Annotated in this window: 13 protein-coding genes; all 13 read left to right on the forward strand. The window is 42.0% G+C overall.

Translation table 11 applies throughout. From position 1 onward, the window contains the following. Positions 1 to 363: 363 nt before the first annotated feature. The 13 genes from G7Y32_RS02725 (at position 364) to G7Y32_RS02785 (ending at position 16,159) form a co-directional block, all read left to right on the forward strand. Positions 364 to 705 carry a metal-sulfur cluster assembly factor gene (locus G7Y32_RS02725; protein ID WP_165210274.1) on the forward strand — a complete coding sequence of 114 codons (342 nt, stop codon included), beginning with the start codon at positions 364 to 366 and terminating at the stop codon, positions 703 to 705. 88 nt (positions 706 to 793) lie between these two features. Further along, positions 794 to 2,494 carry a dihydroxy-acid dehydratase gene (gene ilvD, locus G7Y32_RS02730; protein ID WP_165210277.1) on the forward strand — a complete coding sequence of 567 codons (1,701 nt, stop codon included), beginning with the start codon at positions 794 to 796 and terminating at the stop codon, positions 2,492 to 2,494. Between the two features lie 311 nt (positions 2,495 to 2,805). Further along, positions 2,806 to 3,792 carry a YeiH family protein gene (locus G7Y32_RS02735; RefSeq protein WP_165210280.1) on the forward strand — a complete coding sequence of 329 codons (987 nt, stop codon included), beginning with the start codon at positions 2,806 to 2,808 and terminating at the stop codon, positions 3,790 to 3,792. A 62-nt stretch (positions 3,793 to 3,854) separates the two neighbouring features. Beyond that, the gene (locus G7Y32_RS02740; protein WP_165210283.1) at positions 3,855 to 5,087 is read left to right on the forward strand and encodes an FtsW/RodA/SpoVE family cell cycle protein; all 1,233 of its coding nucleotides are present in this window, start codon (positions 3,855 to 3,857) and stop codon (positions 5,085 to 5,087) included. Positions 5,088 to 5,206: 119 nt separating this feature from the next. Beyond that, a complete protein-coding gene (locus tag G7Y32_RS02745) occupies positions 5,207 to 5,767 on the forward strand; it encodes an HAD-IA family hydrolase (protein WP_165210286.1) in 561 nt (186 codons plus the stop codon). A 1-nt stretch (position 5,768) separates the two neighbouring features. Then, positions 5,769 to 7,721, forward strand: a complete 1,953-nt coding sequence (gene gyrB, locus G7Y32_RS02750; protein ID WP_165210289.1) for a DNA topoisomerase (ATP-hydrolyzing) subunit B — start codon at positions 5,769 to 5,771, stop codon at positions 7,719 to 7,721. 238 nt (positions 7,722 to 7,959) lie between these two features. Further along, positions 7,960 to 9,684 carry a septation ring formation regulator EzrA gene (ezrA, locus tag G7Y32_RS02755; protein ID WP_165210292.1) on the forward strand — a complete coding sequence of 575 codons (1,725 nt, stop codon included), beginning with the start codon at positions 7,960 to 7,962 and terminating at the stop codon, positions 9,682 to 9,684. A 193-nt stretch (positions 9,685 to 9,877) separates the two neighbouring features. Continuing rightward, complete coding sequence (hflX, locus tag G7Y32_RS02760) at positions 9,878 to 11,116, forward strand: GTPase HflX (RefSeq protein ID WP_165210295.1); 1,239 nt, start codon at positions 9,878 to 9,880, stop codon at positions 11,114 to 11,116. Further along, positions 11,109 to 11,762: a cystathionine beta-lyase gene (locus tag G7Y32_RS02765; protein ID WP_165210298.1), complete on the forward strand. Its 654-nt coding sequence runs from the start codon at positions 11,109 to 11,111 to the stop codon at positions 11,760 to 11,762. Before hflX ends, G7Y32_RS02765 begins: the two co-directional genes overlap by 8 nt. A 54-nt stretch (positions 11,763 to 11,816) precedes the next feature. Continuing rightward, positions 11,817 to 12,746: a ribonuclease Z gene (gene rnz / locus G7Y32_RS02770; protein ID WP_165210301.1), complete on the forward strand. Its 930-nt coding sequence runs from the start codon at positions 11,817 to 11,819 to the stop codon at positions 12,744 to 12,746. Further along, on the forward strand, positions 12,743 to 13,516 hold the full coding sequence (locus G7Y32_RS02775) for an SDR family NAD(P)-dependent oxidoreductase (protein ID WP_165210304.1): 774 nt from the start codon (positions 12,743 to 12,745) through the stop codon (positions 13,514 to 13,516). Before rnz ends, G7Y32_RS02775 begins: the two co-directional genes overlap by 4 nt. Beyond that, entirely contained in the window at positions 13,513 to 15,738 is a 2,226-nt protein-coding gene (gene recJ, locus G7Y32_RS02780; RefSeq protein ID WP_165210307.1) for a single-stranded-DNA-specific exonuclease RecJ, read from the forward strand. Before G7Y32_RS02775 ends, recJ begins: the two co-directional genes overlap by 4 nt. Before the next feature lie 214 nt (positions 15,739 to 15,952). Further along, positions 15,953 to 16,159 carry a cold-shock protein gene (locus G7Y32_RS02785; protein ID WP_165210310.1) on the forward strand — a complete coding sequence of 69 codons (207 nt, stop codon included), beginning with the start codon at positions 15,953 to 15,955 and terminating at the stop codon, positions 16,157 to 16,159. The last annotated feature ends 165 nt before the right edge of the window (positions 16,160 to 16,324 follow it).

Consider the following 16,324-nt stretch of genomic DNA (forward strand, 5'->3'; position numbering starts at 1 on the left):
AACGGTTTGACTTATCACATGTGTAGTACTTAAGCAATCCAGTGGACTGTTTAAGGTGGGTACGTAAAACTAAAAAGTGACCAGTTACAAAAAAGCCAATCAGCAGTGTCATTGGTGCTAAAGAACCTCATGAACTGTGCAGGAGTAAGACTTCTTGAGCTAGCCAACAAGTCTTACCCCCAACCACTGCGTTAATCTGATAAATCTAGAATAATGCTAACGAGTCTGGACTTTTGTCTCAGACTCTTTTGGTATTTAAAAGGATTGGTTAAGCGGGGATTTTAGCTTATTTATAATGATTTTCATCTGGACAAATCGTCTGAATTGTGCTACAATTCAGAATAATAAAAGGGAGGATTCCTAATGCGAGATGATATCAAGTTAAATGAGCGTGCTAAGGCTATCAGCCAAGAGTTGGTTGAAAAGTTAGAAACTGTTTATGATTCAGAGATTGAGCTGGATATTTATAATCTTGGTCTAATTTATGAAATTAATTTAGATGACAATGGTCACTGTCGGGTGGTCATGACTTTTACCGATGTTGGTTGTGGCTGTACAGAGACTCTCCCGCTTGATTTGGCTGATACCCTCAAAACCATTGATGGGATTGATTCTGCCACGGTTGAAGTCGTTTGGCAGCCAGCTTGGAAAATCACCCGCATCAGTCGATTCGGGCGGATCGCTCTGGGAATTAGTCCTAGGTAACTTTAGATTTCTGAAAAAGAAGTAACTGAGGCTCTGTTTTGTCTCGACTTATTTTCATTTATCTATCTAATAGAGAAGAGGAAGTTTTATGACAGATGATATGAAACAACTCCGTCATCGTTCAGCTGTTTATGACAGTATGGTTAAGTCACCTAATCGTGCTATGCTGAGGGCAACAGGGATGACTGATAAAGATTTTGATACTCCGATTGTTGGGGTTATCTCAACATGGGCTGAAAATACTCCTTGTAATATCCACTTGCACGACTTCGGTAAGTTGGCCAAGGTTGGTGTCAAAGATGCTGGTGCTTGGCCGGTTCAATTTGGAACTATTACAGTTGCTGACGGTATTGCTATGGGGACTCAAGGAATGCGCTTCTCTCTGACTTCCCGAGATATCATTGCTGATTCTATCGAAGCTGCTATGGGGGGGCACAATGTCGATGCCTTTGTGGCTATTGGTGGTTGTGATAAAAATATGCCAGGTTCCATGATTGCCATTGCAAATATGGATATCCCTGCTATCTTCGCCTATGGCGGTACTATTGCTCCGGGTAATCTGGATGGTAAGGACATTGATCTAGTTTCTGTCTTTGAAGGAGTTGGTCACTGGAATCACGGTGATATGACTGAAGAAGAGGTGCGCCAAATTGAATGTAATGCCTGTCCCGGCCCTGGTGGCTGTGGTGGTATGTATACGGCTAATACGATGGCGACAGCTATCGAAGTTCTGGGAATGAGTCTGCCCGGATCTTCATCACATCCAGCTGAATCGGCTGAAAAGAAGGCGGACATTGAAGAAGCTGGTCGTGCTGTCGTGAATATGCTTAAATTGGGCCTCAAACCATCTGATATCTTGACACGTGAAGCTTTTGAGGATGCTATTACAGTTACCATGGCACTTGGTGGATCGACTAACTCAACTCTTCACTTGCTCGCTATCGCACATGCAGCTAATGTTGACTTAACTTTAGAAGACTTTAATACCATTCAGGAAAAAGTTCCGCACCTAGCTGATTTGAAACCATCTGGTCAATACGTTTTCCAAGATCTCTATAATGTCGGTGGTGTGCCTGCTGTTATGAAATATCTATTAGCAAACGGTTTCTTACATGGTGATCGTATGACATGTACTGGTAAGACTGTTGCTGAAAACTTGGCAGCCTTCTCAGATTTAACGCCTGGTCAAAAGGTTATCATGCCGCTTGACAATCCTAAGCGCGCCGATGGTCCTCTGATTATTCTCAATGGTAATCTGGCACCAGAAGGAGCTGTTGCCAAGGTTTCTGGGGTTAAGGTCCGCCGACATGAAGGCCCGGCTAAGGTCTTTGATTCTGAGGAAGATGCTATTGAAGCGGTTCTGAATGATGATATTGTTGACGGTGATGTTGTCGTTGTTCGCTATGTTGGCCCTAAAGGAGGCCCCGGTATGCCTGAAATGTTGTCTTTGTCATCTATGATTGTAGGTAAGGGACAAGGCGACAAAGTAGCCTTAATTACTGACGGACGCTTTTCTGGTGGTACCTATGGCTTGGTTGTCGGTCACATTGCTCCCGAGGCTCAAGATGGTGGTCCGATTGCTTACTTAAGAACTGGTGACACTGTCATCGTTGACCAAGATACCAAGGAAATCACTATGAAAGTTTCTGAGGAAGAATTAGAACGTCGCAAGGCTGAGACAATTATTCCACCGCTTTATTCCCGCGGTGTGCTCGGTAAGTATGCTCACATCGTTTCCTCAGCTTCAAAGGGTGCTGTAACGGACTTCTGGAATCGAGACGATAAATAATGATCGCTGGGACCCTCTACTTTAGAGGGCAGAAACTAAATACAGTTGCTGAATAAATGATGAGTTTGGGACAGGAGTCTCAAACTCTTTCATTTTATGTAATATCAACTAGCTGTTTAACGTAGCTTGCTAGAAGTCTCGTCTAATTAAAACAAGTTTTGATCAGATGTTTGGCTAAAGAAAAAACATAACAGCAAGAGAGTTCCAAATAAAGAGAAGTGACTGATTAAAGAACATTCAATCCTAATTTGGACTTTTTTTGCTACTCTAAAAATGGTAACATAATAACGATAATATTTTTGGAGGTCGCCATGAAGACTTTGCAGGCCTATTTACCTGGTTTTGCTCTGACAGCAGTTTTAGCGGTCATTGCGATGATTTTGGGGGACTTTTTCCCTTTAATTGGCTCAAGTATCTTCGCTATTACTTTGGGGATTTTGATTAATAATACTCTGGGGGTGAAAGACACTCTGGAACCAGGAGTCGCCTATAGTGGGAAGAAAATTCTTCAGTATTCCATTATTGTCTTAGGATTTACGATGTCCATTCAGCAGGTGTCTAAAACTGGAATTTCCTCCTTAAAAATTTCAATTACGACAATTTTGATTTCTTTTTTAGTTTCTTATCTAGTTGGCCATTGGCTTAAGATGCCTAAGAATTTAGAGACTTTAATTGGGTTTGGAACGGCTATTTGTGGGGGATCGGCCATTGCAGCGGCTTCACCAATTTTAGAGGCTGAGGATGATGAAATTGCTCTCTCTATATCAACCATTTTCTTATTCAATATTTTAGCGGTCTTTCTCTTCCCAGCTCTAGGTCACTTGATGCAAATGTCGGATGACAATTTTGGTCTCTGGGCAGGAACTGCCGTCAACGATACGTCTTCAGTGGTAGCAGCTGGTTACAGCTACAGTCAAAAAGCAGGAGATTTTGCGACTATCGTGAAATTAGCCCGTGCCTTGATGATTGTGCCGGCCTGTTTGATTTTGGCGGGAATTAAATTTTATCAATCTAAGAAAAGCCAGCAAAATTTTTCTTTTAAAAAGATTTTTCCTTGGTTTATTCTCTGGTTTGTCCTAACATCAGTCCTGTCTTCGGTAGGGATTTTTCCTAAGTTTGCGATTCCTTATGCTAAATCATTGTCCCAATTCTTGATGGCTATGGCTTTATCTGGAATTGGTTGTAAGGTTTCTTTTCAGCAATTCAAGCAAGCAGGGCACAAGCCCTTGGTTACAGGGCTTATTACCTGGGCTGCTGTCGCAGGTTCTAGCTTAATCTTACAATATTTTGTCTTTTAAGGTCATGAGATTATTATGAAATCATGCTATAATTATCTGTAATTGTATTAAGGAGTGTGGCTATGCCAAGAAAAAGAAAACGACCTTTAGATAGTCGGATTGATTATACGGTAATCTTACCAGTCTTTTTGCTAATTCTAATTGGAATGGTAGCAATATATACAGCAACTAATCACGATTATCCTAAGACCATTTTATCAGTTATGATTCAACAAGTCGTTGGAGTTGTCATCGGTTGTGTAATTGCCTTTGTGGTCATGTTTTTCAACGTTGAACGGCTCTGGAAATTGACCCCCTATCTCTATGGGATAGGTCTAGTTCTGATGGTTTTGCCTCTATTTATTTATAGTCCGGCCTTGGTGGCCTCTACTGGGGCGAAAAACTGGGTCAGCATTGGTTCAATCAGCCTCTTTCAGCCGTCAGAATTTATGAAAATTTCCTATATTCTGATGTTGGCCCGAACGGGAGTCTGGTTTAAGGACGAGTATAAGGATGAAGAACCGTCTTTGCAAAAAGATGGTCGTCTGATTCTGATTTATTTTGGTATTACTGTCCCTGTTTTCTTGCTTCTACTGTTGCAAAAGGATTTGGGGACTGCTATGGTCTTTTTGGCTATTTTAGCAGGTTTAATTGTTCTCTCGGGTGTTTCTTGGCGATTGATCTTGCCCACCATCTTGGTGGCGGGCCTAGGCTTTGGTCTCTTCCTCCTCATCTTTACCAGTGATTGGGGTAAGGAGTGGCTCTATCACATGGGGATGGAGACTTATAAGATTAATCGGGTAGCAGCTTGGTTAGATCCCTTTGGCTATGAGTCTGGTATTGCCTACCAACAGGTTCAGGGATTGGTTTCTATCGGCAGCGGTGGCCTATTCGGAAAGGGCTTTAATGTTGCAGAGCTCTCGGTGCCAGTGCGTGAATCTGATATGATTTTCACGGTGATTGCAGAAGATTATGGTTTTATTGGAGCTGTGATCGTGATTTTGCTCTACTTGATTTTGATTTTCCGAATGATTCGGATTACTATCGAATCAAATAATGTCTTTAATACCTATATTGCGACTGGTTTCATCATGATGATTCTCTTCCACGTTTTTGAAAACATCGGAGCAGCTATCGGCGTTCTTCCTCTGACAGGGATTCCTCTGCCCTTCATTTCAAAAGGAGGATCGTCACTCATGTCAAATCTAATTGGGGTTGGTTTGATCCTCTCTATGTCCTATCAAAACTCTTTGGTTAAGGAGAGACGGATCGATGAAGGATTGAGCCGACAAAATTGGAATAAATATTGGATTTAAGAAGATGCCTTGGAATTAGTTCCAAGGCTCTTTGTTTGCCTTTCCAACCACAGGCGAACAGTAATGAAAAGCTGGCATATCTAGTGCAAAAAACACCAAAATATGCTACAATAAAGATTATGAAATTTCACGATTATATCTGGGATTTAGGCGGTACCCTACTCGATAATTATGAGACCTCAGCACAGGCATTTTGCCAAACCTTAAGAGAGTTTGGCCTAGAGGCTGATCACGATCAGGTCTATGCTAAGTTGAAAATCTCGACAGATGCAGCCATTGCTTATTTCATTCCTAACCAACCAGCTTTTCGGGCCCACTATAAGAGCCGTGAGGCACAAGCTTTAGCAGAACCGGTTCTCTTTACAGGTGCTAAAGAGTTGTTGGCAAAGATTGTTGAACAAGGTGGGCGAAATTTTATGATTTCCCACCGAAATCATTTAGTCTTAGATATCCTTAAAAAAGCAGGAATTGACCAGTATTTTACAGAAGTTGTAACCAGTGAGTCGGGATTTGCCAGAAAGCCCAACCCTGAGTCTATGCTTTATCTGAAACATAAATACGCTATGACAAGCGTTCTGGCCATTGGCGATCGAGAAATTGATCGGCAAGCAGCCCAATCAGCAGGAATTGAAGCCTTGCTCTTTGATGGAAAAAAATCATTATTAGAAACGGTAGTATAAGATGACAGAAGAAAATAAAACGCGTCAGGAATTGGCCCAAAAGTACGATGCCAGCCAAATTCAGGTTCTAGAAGGTCTAGAAGCTGTTCGAATGCGTCCTGGTATGTATATTGGTTCAACCTCTAAAGAAGGGTTGCACCACTTGGTTTGGGAGATTGTTGATAACTCCATCGATGAGGCGCTGGCTGGTTTTGCTAGTCATATTGAGGTCTTTATCGAATCTGATGATTCCATTACCGTTATTGATGATGGTCGGGGAATTCCGGTTGATATTCAAGAAAAAACAGGCCGTCCGGCAGTTGAAACAGTCTTCACAGTTTTGCACGCTGGGGGTAAATTTGGCGGAGGCGGTTACAAGGTTTCTGGCGGTCTTCATGGTGTTGGGTCTTCTGTTGTTAATGCGCTCTCAACCTCGTTGGAAGTTAAGGTTTACAAAAATGGTAAAATTCATTTCCAAGAGTATAAGCGCGGCTTGGTTGTCGCTGATCTCAAGATTATCGGAGATACTGATAAAACAGGGACAAGTGTTCACTTTACACCAGATCCAGAAATCTTCACAGAAACAACTGAATTTGATTTTGATAAACTGGCTAAGCGGATTCAAGAATTAGCCTTTCTTAACAAGGGACTCAAAATTTCTATTACCGATAAGCGGGAAGGCAAGGAACAAAGTCAAGTTTACCACTATGAAGGAGGAATTGTCAGTTACGTTGACTACCTCAATGAGAACAAAGAGGTTCTCTTTGATCAGCCTATTTATACTGATGGCGAAATGGATGGTATTTCAGTAGAAGTAGCTATGCAGTATACTGGGACTTATCACGAAAATGTCCTTAGTTTTGCCAACAATATTCATACTCATGAAGGTGGAACTCATGAGCAAGGTTTTCGAACGGCTCTAACTCGGGTTATCAATGACTATGCCCGTCAAAATAAGTTACTCAAAGAAAAGGACGACAATCTCTCCGGCGAAGATGTCCGTGAAGGTTTGACAGCAATCATTTCTGTTAAACACCCCAATCCTCAATTTGAAGGTCAAACCAAGACGAAACTTGGCAACTCGGAAGTAGTTAAAATTACTAATCGCCTCTTCAGCGAAGCCTTCTCACGCTTCCTTTTAGAAAATCCTCAGATTGCTAAAAAAATTGTTGAAAAGGGGGTTCTAGCTTCCAAAGCCCGGATTGCAGCTAAACGTGCCCGAGAAGTTACTCGTAAGAAGTCAGGTCTGGAAATCTCCAATCTGCCCGGTAAGTTGGCCGATTGTTCTTCTAATGATGCTAGTCAAAACGAACTCTTCATTGTCGAAGGGGACTCGGCCGGCGGTTCGGCTAAGTCGGGTCGAAATCGCGAATTTCAAGCCATCCTTCCTATCCGTGGTAAAATTCTTAATGTTGAAAAGGCCAGCATGGATAAGATCTTGGCTAATGATGAGATCCGCAGTCTCTTTACAGCTATGGGAACAGGCTTTGGGGCAGAGTTTGATGTCAGCAAGGCACGTTACCAAAAATTAGTCATTATGACCGATGCTGATGTCGACGGTGCCCACATTAGAACCTTACTCTTAACTCTCTTTTACCGTTACATGCGACCAGTTGTTGAAGCAGGTTATGTCTACATCGCCCAACCACCAATCTATGGGGTTAAAGTCGGCAGTGAGGTTAAGGAGTACATCCAACCAGGTGCTGATCAAGAAACTAAGTTACAGGAAGCTCTGGACCGCTATACTCAAGGTCGGTCTAAACCAAGTGTACAACGCTATAAGGGACTTGGTGAGATGGATGACCATCAGTTGTGGGAAACAACCATGGACCCTGAACATCGCCTCATGGCAAGGGTTTCTGTGGATGATGCGGCTGAAGCAGATAAAATTTTTGATATGCTAATGGGAGATCAAGTCGGTCCTCGCCGTGAGTTTATCGAAGAAAATGCGGTCTACTCGACCCTAGATATTTAGTTGGAACTTTTTTTGATAAGTCCCTGGAACTATGATATAATGGGGCGTACTATGTGAAAGAAAAGGAGCAAAAGTGTTGGTTTCATTAGAATGAGAATCATGATTTTGCTCTAGCAAGCCCGACTAACTTTGCAGGCCGGCCCTGATAAAGACAGTGGATCTTGCATTAAGGTATCAAAATGATAGAAAGTAAGGTGGTCTTCTACGAATGCCCATCTTATAACTTAAAGGAGAGAACATGTCGAGCGGAATTGTCGTACTGATTGTAGTCGTTGTCCTAGTGGTCATCATCGGCTACCTCATCGGTGTTATTCTTAGAAAACGAAACGATTTACGACTGGCAAAGTTGGAAGAACGCAAGGAAAAGTTGTTTGACCAGCCTGTCGCAAAGGAATTAGAATCCGTTAAAAAGCTGAATCTGATTGGTCAAAGTCAAACCACTTTCCGTGAATGGAACCAAAAGTGGACAGATCTTTCGAATAATACGATTAAGGATATTGAGGCCAACCTGGTTGAAGCTGAAAACCAAAACGATTCTTTCCGCTTCCTCAAGGTCAGAAATTCTATTGGTACAATTGAAAGCCAGTTAGAATTGGCAGAAGAAGATATTACTTCAGTTCGTGAAGCTCTTGAAATTTTGAAGGATCAAGAAGATAAAAATAGTGCACGTGTTAAGCATGCCCTTGATCTTTATGAAGATTTGAAAACCAGCATTGAAGATAATTCTGATAACTTTGGAGCAACTAAAACTGAGATTGAGAAACAACTCAAGAATATTGAAACTGAGTTTTCTCAATTTGTAACTCTTAATTCGACAGGTGATCCAGTTGAGGCAGCTGAAATTCTAGATAAAGCTGAGGAGCATACAATTGCCCTTGGACAAATTTCTGAAAGAATCCCTGCAATTGTGGCTAAGTTAGAAGATGACTTCCCAGATCAATTGGATGATTTAGAGTCAGGTTACAGCAAGCTTTTGGATGCTCATTATCACTTCCCAGAGCGCAATATTGAGCGTCGCTTCCAAGACATTCGTGAATCAATCTCCAGCAATGCAGATGGTTTGGTGACCTTGGATTTGGATCGGGCCAATGAAGAAAATGAAGAAATTCAAGAGAAAATTGATGGTCTTTATGCAATCTTTGAGCGTGAAATTGATGCCAATAAACAGGTCATGAAAGACTCTAAGATCCTTCCAAAATACTTGGAACATGCTAAGCATAATAACCAAGCTCTGGAAAAAGAGATGGATCATCTCAATACACTTTACATTATTGAAGATAATGAGACTCTCAGTGTTAGCAAGTTTGCTAAGGAACTGGAAAAAATTGAAGAAGATACGATCCCAGCAATTGAAAACTTTGATACTCAAGAGAAACCTTTCTCTGAACTCAAAGGGATTTTCGATGACGCTCTTAAAACCTTGTCCACTGTTGAAGAAGGTCAGATTGAACTTAGCGGTGAGCTCAAGGGCATTGAACGTATTGAAAATGAGTCACGGATTAAGGCTGATGACTATGTCAACCAATTGCATGTCATCAAACGCTTTATGGAAAAACGCAATCTACCTGGTATTCCACAAGATTTCCTCAGCATTTTCTTCACAACCAGTGAGCATCTGGAAACGTTGTTGGATGAATTAAGTAAGGGACGTATCAATATTAATTTGGTAGCACGATTAACGGAATCGGCGGGTTCTTCTATGGATCTTCTGATTGAAACAACCTACCGAGTGGTTCAAAATGCTACTTTAACCGAACAGCTCCTGCAGTACTCAAACCGCTACCGTAGCTTTGAGCCAGCTGTTCAGGATAGCTTTGAAATTGCTCTTAAACTCTTTGAAAAAGAGTATGATTATAAGTCCTCCTTTGAAGAAATCTCTTACGCCTTGGAAATTGTTGAACCTGGTGTAACTGATCGTTTCGTATCATCTTATGAAAGGACACGGGAAATTATCCGCTTCTAATAAGGGAAAAATGACTGGAAATTCCGGTCATTTTTTAATGTAAAATTTCGGACTAAAGGTCATAAATTTTATACCCATTTGTGATATAATGAAAGTCCTAATGAACAAGGGAAGCTGGTAAATATTTGCCAGTTTTACTATGATAAAACAGGTATGATTTTGTTTGACTTGGTATTTAAAAAGGGGGATGCTAATGTTTGAGACGGCTAAAAGCGCCGAACGGGTGATTTTGCTGGGCCTTGAACTGCCAAGCAGCCAGAACTTTGCAATGTCTATGTCAGAATTGGCTAGTTTGGCTAAGACAGCAGGTGCCCAGGTCGTCACAAGCTATCGGCAGAAGCGAAAAAAATATGATAGCCAATTCCTAATTGGTTCTGGGAAGCTACAAGAAATTGCGGCCATGATTGAGGCGGATGAGATTGATACGGTCATTGTCAATAATCGCTTGACTCCGAGACAAAATTCCAATCTGGAGCAAGCCTTTGGTATTAAGGTTATCGACCGTATGCAACTAATTTTGGATATTTTTGCCATGAGAGCCCGCAGTCATGAAGGAAAGCTCCAAGTTCATCTCGCCCAACTTAAATATATGCTGCCTCGCTTAGCTGGACAAGGTGTTATGCTCAGCCGTCAGGCGGGTGGAATTGGCAGCCGAGGCCCGGGTGAAAGTCAGCTGGAACTCAATCGTCGTTCTATTCGTCATCAAATTGCTGATATTGAGAGACAACTTAAGGCTGTTGAAAAGACACGGTCAGTCATACGGGAAAAACGTTTGGAGCCAACCGTTTTTAAAATCGGTTTGATTGGTTATACCAATGCCGGAAAATCCACTCTCATGAACTGTTTGACGGATAATGGTCAATATGAAGCTGATGAGCTCTTTGCTACTTTGGATGCCACGACCAAGCAAATTTATCTCAAAGATCAGTTTCAAGTGACGCTGACGGATACGGTTGGTTTTATTCAGGATTTGCCGACAGAATTGGTAGCAGCTTTCAAGTCAACTCTGGAAGAAAGCCGTCATGTGGACTTACTTCTCCATGTTATTGATGCTAGCGACCCTAATCATACTGAGCAGGAACAAGTGGTTTTAGCTATTCTCAAGGACTTGAACATGTTGGATATTCCTCGATTAGCCATCTATAATAAGATGGATCAGGCTAAAAACTTGGTGGCAACCGTCTTTCCTAATATCCGCATTTCATTAAGAAATCAAGGAAGCCGACAGATCCTCCGTCAGCAGATTTTAGATGAGATTGAGCAGATTTTTCTGCCTTTTTCAATTAAGGTCAGCCCCAATAAGCTTTACAAGCTCTATCAATTAAGCAAGTATGCCTTGCTTGACCCCTATCAATTTACTGAAGGAAGTCAAGAAATTTCAGGATTTATTGCTGAAACAAATAAATGGCGATTGGAAGAATTTTATGACTGATATGATGGAATTAGCCCTCAAATATGGCGGTTATACTAGTTTAGATAAAGTTTATCTACAGACTATTTTAGCGGATCTAAATACTGAGGAGGCTTTGCTTCTAGTTAGTCCGCCCCCGAGTGTTATCAATGCTTACTTTGCTGAGCTCTACCAGAAAGAGAGTCCTCAGAGAGCCACTGACTATTACTGGGAGCTCTCTAAAGCCTTAGGATGGATGACTAAAGAGCCTTCCTTTGTAGAAGAAAGTCATCCTTTTATTCGGCTCAATTTGTCAGGAAAGTCTTTTGGCTTTGTTTATGAGTCCGCCGACCAGATAGCTCAAGTTTTTTCGGAAAAGGCAGAAGTTGTCAGCGACCGACTCTTGATGGAGCTGGCTCAGATCTTCCCCCACTATAAGGTTTATCAAGAGGCTGGCAAGATTAAAATGCGGCCGCTGGAATTTGACGAGGAAGAAAAAGAGGCTGTTACCTTAGACCAGATGTCGTTATTAACGGATGTCTCCCGCTTGAAAGGGGGAATCCTCAAGATTTCTGGCTATAATATAGATGAAGTTATTCATCTAGCAAGCCGGTTGAAAGAGAGCGCTCATGGCTCTGTATATTATGGCTTTAGTCAGAGAGAATTTGCCATTTATATTAAAGAATAGTAAGAAAGAGAGAGGCTAGTTCCTAAGACCTTAGGACTAGCAAGAGAGTTAAGTATGGAATTACAATTTTTAGGAACGGGAGCGGGCCAGCCTGCCAAGGCGAGGAATGTCTCCAGCTTAGTTTTAAAACTTCTCAATGAGATTGATCAGGTTTGGATGTTTGATTGCGGAGAAGGAACCCAGCGGCAGATTTTGGATACAACCATAAAACCCCGCAAGGTGAGAAAGATTTTTATCACCCACCTGCATGGTGATCATGTCTTAGGCTTGCCCGGCTTTTTAGCGAGTCGATCTTTCCAAGCCAGTGAAGAGCAGACTGATTTAGAAATCTATGGTCCAGTTGGTATTCGTAGTATGGTTCTCAATACGCTTAAGTTATCGGGAACACGTTTGCCTTATCACCTTCATTTTCATGAGTTTGATGCTCAGTCTTTGGGAAAAATTTTAGAAACTGATAAATTCACCGTCTATGCTGAAAAGCTGGACCATACCATTTTTTGTGTGGGTTATCGGGTGGTGCAGAAGGATTTGGAAGGTACTTTGGATGCAGAGAAATTGAAGGCTGCCGGCGTTCCTTTTGGCCCTCTTTTTGGTCAGGTTAAGAATGGTCAGGATGTGATGCTAGAAGATGGGACAAAAATTATCGCCAAGGACTATATTTCTGCTCCTCGCAAGGGCAAAGTTCTGACTATCCTTGGAGATACTAGAAAATGCCATGCCAGTGTCAGACTGGCTTTAGGAGCTGATATCCTAGTCCACGAATCAACCTATGGAAAGGGAGATGAGCGTCTGGCACGCAACCATGGCCATTCCACCAATATGCAGGCAGCGCAGGTGGCTAAGGAGGCTAGTGCTAAACGACTCTTAATGAATCATATCAGCGCCCGTTTCTTGGCCCGTGATGTCCGTAAGTTGGAGGCTGATGCCAGAACTATTTTTGAAAATAGTAAGGTGGTCTGGGATTTAGAAGAGGTAGAGATTTGACACAAAAACGACAGCGAGTGATTGCCATTACAGGGGCTTCCGGTGGTTTAGCAGAAGCTATCATTAAACTCTTGCCGCAAGAAGATATGGTAGTGGCTATTGGACGCAACAAGGAAAAAATGGACAGGCTTTATGCTGATAGAGTTAATTTTCAAGCATACAGCCTCAATAGCCGAGATGATCAGGCAGTGGCTAAGCTGGTTGACAGGCTCTATGCTGACTTTACCAAGATTGATGTTTTTATTAATAATGCTGGTTTTGGTGAATTCAAGAATTTTGATCAATTTGATGCTGGAACTATCCGAGAGACCTTCGATGTTAATACGCTGGCTGCCATCAATTTTTCTCGCCTAGTTGGGGAAAAGATGGCACAGACTGGCTCAGGGCATATCATCAATATTGCTAGTATGGCTGGTAAAATGGCAACCGCAAAATCCTCTGTTTATGCAGCAACGAAGTTTGCCCTTATTGGCTATTCCAATGCTCTGCGTCTGGAATTGGCTGACAGCCATGTCTACGTGACCACGGTCAATCCTGGCCCTATCTCGACCAAATTCTTTGACCGAGCCGATCCATCGGGAAATTACCTCAAGGCGGTAAGCAAGTTCAGTCTGACCCCTGAGCAGGTAGCCAAGAAAATTGTTGCCAGTATGGAAAAGAAGAAACGAGAACTCAATATGCCCTTCGCTATGGTTCTAGCAGCCAAATTCTATGCTCTCTTCCCCAAGACGGCAGATTTTCTGTCAAGAAAGGCTTTTAACTATAAATGATTTCTTCAAAGTTTGATTGGAAACAAATTAACCAGGCTCCTAGTGAGCCCTTTTTAGAGCTGGCTAAAAAAGAAGATTTAGATGAATTGGCAGCTCAGATTCTCTATGAACGAGGAGTTGATGATGAGGATAAACTCCATGATTTCCTGTCGGCTGACTTATCTCAGCTCCATGATCCTTATCTGCTCCATGATATGGATAAGGCTGTAGATCGGATTCGTAGAGCAATCGAGTCCGGTGAGCGAATTCTTATCTATGGGGACTATGATGCTGATGGCATGACTTCCAGCTCCATTATGAAGGAGGCTCTGGAAATGCTGGGAGCTGAAAATCAAGTTTATCTGCCTAATCGGTTTACCGATGGCTATGGTCCCAACTTGAGCGTCTATAAGTACTTTATTGAGCAGCAGGGGATTTCTCTCATCGTGACAGTTGATAATGGCGTGGCTGGTCATGAAGCCATTGCCTACGCGCAAAAGCAAGGGATTGATGTTATCGTCACTGATCACCATTCTATGCCGGATAGTCTGCCAGATGCCTATGCTATTGTTCACCCTGAACATCCAGCGGGCGATTACCCCTTTAAGTACCTAGCGGGCTGTGGCGTGGCTTTCAAATTAGCTACAGCCCTCTTGGAGGGTATTCCAAACGAGCTCTTGGATTTGGTAGCTATTGGGACTATTGCGGATATGGTCAGTCTGACAGGGGAAAATCGGATTTTAGTAAAATTCGGCCTGCAGATGCTGGCTCAGACAGAGAGAATTGGTCTGCAAGAGCTCATGCAGGTGGCAGATATTGACTCCAGTGACCTTAATGAGGAAACGGTAGGTTTCAAAATTGCTCCCATGCTCAATGCTTTGGGACGTTTGGATGATCCCAATCCAGCTGTTGAACTATTAACGGGCTTTGATGACCAAGGAGCTCACGAAATTGCCCTCATGATTCAGGAGAAGAATGAGGAACGTAAGCAAATTGTCCAAGACATTTATGACCAAGCGCTTGCTATGGTTGACCCTGCTAAGCCAGCTCAAGTTCTAGCCAAGGAAGGTTGGCATCCGGGTGTTTTAGGCATTGTTGCCGGTCGAATTCTGGAAGCCATTAGTCAGCCGGTCATCCTTTTATCTATCGAGGATGGACAAGCTAAAGGATCCGCCCGTTCGGTTGAAGCAGTTAATATTTTTGATGCCCTTAACCCTCATCGAGAGATTTTCGAGGCCTTTGGCGGTCATGCTGGAGCAGCTGGAATGACCTTGCCTGTTGAAAATTTAGCTCAGCTTTCGGATGTTCTCTGCAACTACATCCTTGAAAAAGAGTTGGATAAGGCTGGTAAGAATAGCTTAATCATTGATGAGGAACTCCAGCTGTCCGAATTATCTCTAGATACAATTAGAAATTTGGAAAAGCTCGCTCCCTTTGGAATGGATAATAAAAAGCCAGTCTTTCTCCTTCGGGATTTTAAAGTTCTCCAAAGTCGAATTATGGGACAAAATGGAACTCATCTCAAGCTTAGAGTAGGTCAAGCAGGAACAGAGTTCGATTTGATAGCCTTCTCGCAAGGCCATCTGGCTCAGGAATTTGCTCAGGCCCAAAACCTTGAACTGGCTGTGACTCTCTCGGTCAATAAGTGGAACGGCAATACCAGTCTCCAGCTTATGCTGGTAGATGCTCAAGTTCATGGTGTTCAGTTGATTGATATCAGATCTAAATCTGCTCAGCTGCCTGAAGGCGTCCCCAGCCTCCAGCAAGTAGGAGAAGGGACCGATAAAGCTCAGACTCCAGCTGTGGTTCTATTAGAAATTCCTGATAGCCCGAGTCAGCTCAAGGAAGCTTTTAAGGGACAAGAGTTTCAGACAATCTACTTTAAAAATCAAATTAAACAAGCCTATTATCTAACAGGCTACGGAACGAGAGAACAGTTTGCTAAACTCTACAAGACAATCTACCAGTTCCCAGAATTCGATGTGCGCCATAAGTTGAAGGACTTAGCTGCTTATCTCAATATTCCTAATTTGCTTCTAATTAAAATGATTCAGATTTTTGAAGAGCTGGATTTTGTATCCATTGATAATGGCATCATGACGGTCAATAAGACTGCCAGCAAAAAAGAGATTTCAGATAGTCAGATTTATCAAAATTTGGTAGCCCTAGTCAAATACCAAGAGTTGATGGCTCTGGGAACACCTCAAGAAATTTATGACTGGTTAAAAGCTGAAGAGCATTAGTTAAAAGGGCAGAAATCACATTAATCTGATTATCGAGATAGTTAATTCAAACGAAGATAATCAGATAAGTTTTTAATCAAAGAAAAGTTATTTCCTTGACTTAAGTCGGAGATACTGTTAAAGTAGTCAAGTAATGATTTTTTGAGATAAAGTATTAGGCATCTTTTGTTTTACCTCTTAATTTTTACAAATAAATAAAAAGAGGTAACTCAAAATGGCACAAGGTACAGTAAAATGGTTTAATAGCGAAAAGGGATTTGGTTTCATCACTCAAGAAGATGGTCCAGATGTGTTTGCACACTTTTCGGCAATCCAGTCAAATGGGTTTAAGTCACTTGAGGAGGGGCAAAAGGTTTCATTCGATATAGAAGAAGGAAATCGTGGACCTCAAGCTGCTAATATCATTAAGGTTGATGAGTAATTTATTTAAATAACTTAAAGCACTTCTTTCTCATGAACAGAGAGAGGTGCTTTTTAATGGCTCTTTGTCAACTGTAGTGGGTGACTTATAACGAATATCCAGAGAGAAGACGAATCAGGTCTTCTCTTTTTTTGACGAAAATGTTTAGCAGTAGTTAGTCATGAA

The sequence above is a fragment of the Streptococcus tangpeifui genome (genome assembly GCF_011038795.1).
Classification (GTDB): Bacteria; Bacillota; Bacilli; order Lactobacillales; family Streptococcaceae; genus Streptococcus; species Streptococcus tangpeifui.